The following is a 4,526-nucleotide window of genomic DNA, read 5'->3' on the forward strand; positions in this document are numbered from 1 at the left end:
GTGGATCAGTGCCCCACCCCCGCGGATCAGTGCCACACCCCGGTCGCGGCGGTGCGGCGGACGTAGTCGGCGAAATCGCGGGGCTCACGGCCGAGGGCGCGCTGCACGCCGTCGGCGAGGGTGGCGAAGCGGCGCTCCTCGATCCAGCCGTTGAGCAGGTTCAGCAGGGCCACGTAGTCCTCGGGCAGGCCCTTCTCCAGGGCGTAGGCCGCGTACTCCTCCGCCGGCACGGGGCGGTAGGCGATGTCCCGGCCGGTGGCCCGGGCGATCTCCCCGACCACGTCGCCCAGGCTCAGCAGCCGCGGGCCGGTCAGCTCGTAGGCCTGCCCGCCGTGCCCCTCCTCGGTGAGGGCGGCCACGGCGACGTCGGCGATGTCCTCGGCGTCGACGAACGGCTCGATGCCGTCCCCGGTCGACATCACGAACTCGCCGTCGAGCAACTGCCCGCGGTAGAAGGGGTCCTCGCTGAAGTTCTGGGCGAACCAGGTCGGCTTCAGGATCGTCCACTGCGCGCCGGACTCCCGTACCGCGCGCTCACCCGGAAGCTTCTCCTCCCCGTCCGGCACCACCCAGTCGCGGGCCGACAGCAGCACCAGCCGCTCCACACCGCGGGCCACGGCCAGCTCGGCGAAGGAGCGCAGCGACGTCGCGGCGTCGCTCTGCTGCGAGTCGACCAGATAGACCGCGCCGGCCCCCTCCAGCGCCGGCTCCCAGGTGTTCCCGTCGTTCCAGTCGAAGCGGGTCGGCCCCTTCCGGGAGGCCGCCCGGGCCTCGTGTCCGTGCTGTCGGAGGCGGGAGAGCACGCGCCGTCCCGTCTTGCCCGTGCTGCCGAGGACCAGTATCGGTTTCGTCGTCATGCGGCCAGTCAAGCCGCTGCCGTTGAGGCGTGGAATGGTCTTCCCGCTCAGATCGATGTCTGGGCGTCTAAGCTCTTGCCGTATGGATGCGTTGGCGAGCCTGCTGTACGAAGTCCGTTCCGACGGGGCCCTGTTCAGCCGGGCCATCCTGGCCCCACCGTGGTCGATCCGGTTCGCGGACCGGACTCCCCTCACCCTGGTCACCATGCTGCGCGGCACGGGCCGGATCCTCCCCGGCGACGACGCCGAACCCGTCGCGCTCGACCGCGGCGACGTGGCCATCGTGGTGGGGGGCGGGCCGTTCACCATCGCCGACACCGCCGGCACCGCCGACGACGGCCCGGTGGCGCCGCCGCTCTACGTGGTGCACGGCCCCGACCACTGCACGACGGCCGACGGCGCGGAGATCAGCGAGGAGCTCGTACTGGGCGTGCGCACGTGCGGGAACAGCCTGGACGCCGACGCCCCGAACGTGCTGCTCACCGGCAGTTACCACGTCGGCGGCCGGGTCTCTGAGCGGCTGCTGAGCGCGCTCCCCCGGGTGCTCGTGGTGCGCTACGGCGGCGAGCCCGGCCCGATCCTCGACCTCACGGCCCTGGAGATCAGCCGGGACGACCCCGGTCAGCAGGCGGTCCTGGACCGGCTGCTGGACCTGTTGCTGCTGTCCACGCTGCGGGAGTGGTTCACCTGCCCCGAGTCCGACCCGCCCGGCTGGTACCGGGCGCTCGGCGACCCCGTGGCCGGCCCGGCGCTGCGCCTGATCCACGACCGGCCCGCGCGCCCGTGGACGGTGGCGGCGCTCGCCGAGGAGGCCGGCGTATCCCGGGCGACGCTCGCCCGCCGCTTCGGCGAGCTGGTCGGCCAGCCGCCCATGGCGTACCTGACGGGATGGCGGCTGGCCCTGGCGGCCGATCTGCTGGTGCGCTCCGAGGCCACGGTGGAGTCGATCGCCCGGCAGGTCGGCTACCGCAGCGCCTTCGGACTGAGCGTGGCCTTCCAGCGGGTGTACGGCACCCGCCCGAGCCACCACCGCGCGGCCGCCGGCCCGGCCCGCAGCGCTTCCTAGGACTCCCCGGGCTCGGAACGACTCCTCCCTCGATCCAGCGGTCAGGAGTCCAGGGGGCGCCAGGCCGGACCGTCGCCGTCCCGCTGGACGCGGCCGAACACCACGTCGGCGAGGTGGACGCCGAAGCCGATCGTGCCGGGCTCCGCCAGCTCGGCGACGAGGCGGTGGCGGTGGTCGGCGGTCCGCGCCTGGTCGTGGTCGAAGGCCGAGGACCACTCGGGATGGTCGATCTGGATCGGCGAGTGCACGGCGTCGCCGAAGGCGATCAGGCGCCGCCCGCCCCCGGTGATGACGTACTCGGCGTGCCCGACGGTGTGGCCGGCGGTGATCCGCACCCGTACGCCGGGGAAGATCTCCTGCCCGTCCGCGACCGTGCGCACGCGCGGCGCGAGGGCCGCGACCTGCTCGGTCATGCCCTGGGCCTCCAGGAGGTCGCGGCGGTCCCATTCCGGCTCGGAGACCAGGTAGTCGGCGTGGCCGAACACCAGCCGGTCGCTGCCGGGGGCGGGATGACAGGCCCAGCCGAGGTGGTCGGCGTGGAGGTGGGTGAAGGCCACCGCCTCGATGTCCTCGGGGCGTCGGCCGAGGGCGGCCAGGCCGTCGGGGAGCGCACCGCCGCGGATCGTGCTGATGGGGCCTTCCGGAGCCTCGTGCGACTGCGGGCCGAAGCCCGCGTCGATCAGCAGCGCGCGGTCGCCGTGCTCCACCAGCAGGGCGCCGACGCTCCCCACGAGGTGGCCCGCGGCGTCCAGGTACTCCGGGTGCGCGGCCCACACCTCGTCGGTGGTGCCCGGCAGCACGCTCAGCGGCCGGAGCCGCACGTCGCCGTCCGGCACGTACGACACCTTCGTCTCGCCCAGCCGTATCGAGCGGATCCCCGCCGGCCGACGCAGCCGCACGTCCTGGTCCACCGTCAAGTCAGCCATGGGTCCTCTTCCGTGAATCGTCATCAGGTCGCGGCGGGCGTTCTCCCGCAGCGACGAGGTCACCATAAGCATCAAGCTCGAATCATTCAAGCTGGAAATATTCAGTCTTGACGGACTTGCTAGGGTGGTGGCATGACGACGCCCCCCGAGCAGCAGGTGATCGCCGAGCGCCAGCTGTGCGGCCTGGTGAACGGACTGGCCCAGCGGATCGCCGAGCACGTGCGGGAGCGCGCCGCCAGCCTCGGCCTCACCGCGCCCCAGGCGACCGCACTGCGGGAGATGAGCGGGCCGATGACCATGCGCGAGCTCGCCGAACGCATGAGCTGCGAGCCCTCCAACACCACCTTCGTCGTCGACAAGCTGGAGAAGCAGAGCCTGGTCGAGCGCCACCCGCACCCCACGGACCGCCGCGCCAAGCACCTCGTCCTCACCGCCGAGGGCACCGCACTGCGCGAACGCCTCCTCGCGCTCCTCGCGGTGGACTCCCCCCTGTCCGGCCTCACCCAGCAGGACCAGCGCGCCCTGCACGCCCTGCTGGAACAGGCCCTCACCTCCCCCTGAGCGCTACGGGCCCTCCGAGTCCTACGCGGCGACCGGTGGACAATCGCCGCAACGCCCCGGAACCGGGGCCCGGAAGGCGCGCTCGCAGCCGTCGCAGGTCTGGAACGGATCCGGCCGTCCGGGCCGCCGGACCACCGGGTCGGGCGGCAGGTGCGGCGGGACCAGCGCGGTGAGCCGGTACGCGAGTACGGACGCGGGGTCGCGCATGCGCTCGGGGAGGCCGCCGGACAGCGCCCGCGCCACCGCCTCGGGGTCGGCCCCGCGCTCCAGCCAGGCCGACACCCCCGGCACGAGCCGCCGTAGGTCGCGTTCGGCCAGCAGGAGCCGCGAATCGTAGCGCCGCAGCCCGGCCAGCAGGTCGGCCGCACCGCGGTGCACCGCCTGCGGCACGGGGAGCGCGTCGAATGCCCGACCCCGGCCCGGCCCCGGCAAGGGCTCCCGGACCGGTGGCGGAGGCGGGTCGTCCGGAGGCGGCGGGACGTCGGAAGGCCGCGGGACGGCAGGGTCTGCGACGACCCCCGGCCTGTTGTACGAGAACGTCCGGGTCACCACCTGCCCGGTCGCCAGCCGCTCGCGCCGCCGCTCCAGGTAGCCGTGCCGCTCCAACTCCCGCAGGGCGGAGGCGATCCGGACCTCCCCCTCGCGGAACCGGTCCGTGAGCGCCTTGATTCCCACGGGGGCCCCGTCGGGCAGCGACTGGATGTAGGCGGCGACCCCGATCGCCGTCGCCGACAGCTCGGGGTGCTGGAGAAGGTGGTTGCCCACCACGGTGAAGTGACGCGCGTGCGGCGTGTTGACGTGAATGACACCGGATCGGGGGGTCCCGGGTCGAACACGGGCCGCTGCGCGCGACGGCGCGCTAAGGTGCTGGGGAGCCATTGGGAAGGTCTTGCTTCCTTGTTGGTCAGGCCCTCGGCCGGGATTGCCGTCCCGTCGGGGGCCGTCTCATGTCCGAGACGGTCGGGGCGAGCATATGCCCGCCAACCCGTCCCGAATCCAGCCCAGTTGGCACGTTTCACCCGTCCGAGCGACACGGGCCGGGTTGGGTGGGGTTGGTTGGTTCTTTCCCCCGGTTCTTTGGGTTCTTACACGTCCGGCCCCACCGCATCCCGGCCC

5 protein-coding genes are annotated in these 4,526 nt (G+C 73.2%); 2 read left to right on the forward strand and 3 right to left on the reverse strand.

Features of this window, described 5'->3' with window-relative positions; genetic code table 11:
• Nucleotides 1–26: 26 nt before the first annotated feature.
• Nucleotides 27–857 carry an NAD(P)H-binding protein gene (locus PV721_RS41450; protein ID WP_319733796.1) on the reverse strand — a complete coding sequence of 277 codons (831 nt, stop codon included), beginning with the start codon at nt 855–857 and terminating at the stop codon, nt 27–29.
• An 82-nt stretch (nt 858–939) separates the two neighbouring features.
• Here PV721_RS41450 and PV721_RS41455 point away from each other — a divergent pair, with 82 nt between their 5' ends.
• On the forward strand, nt 940–1,923 hold the full coding sequence (locus PV721_RS41455) for an AraC family transcriptional regulator (protein ID WP_319733798.1): 984 nt from the start codon (nt 940–942) through the stop codon (nt 1,921–1,923).
• 41 nt (nt 1,924–1,964) lie between these two features.
• On the opposite strand, the gene PV721_RS41460 is transcribed toward PV721_RS41455, so the two are convergent.
• Nucleotides 1,965–2,849, reverse strand: coding sequence for an MBL fold metallo-hydrolase (locus PV721_RS41460; RefSeq protein ID WP_319733800.1), 885 nt, complete (start codon nt 2,847–2,849; stop codon nt 1,965–1,967).
• 132 nt (nt 2,850–2,981) lie between these two features.
• On the opposite strand from PV721_RS41460, the gene PV721_RS41465 reads away from it, so the two are divergent.
• Nucleotides 2,982–3,410: a MarR family winged helix-turn-helix transcriptional regulator gene (locus PV721_RS41465; RefSeq protein WP_319733802.1), complete on the forward strand. Its 429-nt coding sequence runs from the start codon at nt 2,982–2,984 to the stop codon at nt 3,408–3,410.
• 21 nt (nt 3,411–3,431) lie between these two features.
• On the opposite strand, the gene PV721_RS41470 is transcribed toward PV721_RS41465, so the two are convergent.
• Complete coding sequence (locus PV721_RS41470) at nt 3,432–4,175, reverse strand: helix-turn-helix domain-containing protein (RefSeq protein WP_319733804.1); 744 nt, start codon at nt 4,173–4,175, stop codon at nt 3,432–3,434.
• Nucleotides 4,176–4,526 lie beyond the last annotated feature (351 nt).

The sequence above is a fragment of the Streptomyces sp. MB09-01 genome, assembly GCF_033794505.1.
Classification (GTDB): domain Bacteria; phylum Actinomycetota; class Actinomycetes; order Streptomycetales; family Streptomycetaceae; genus Streptomyces.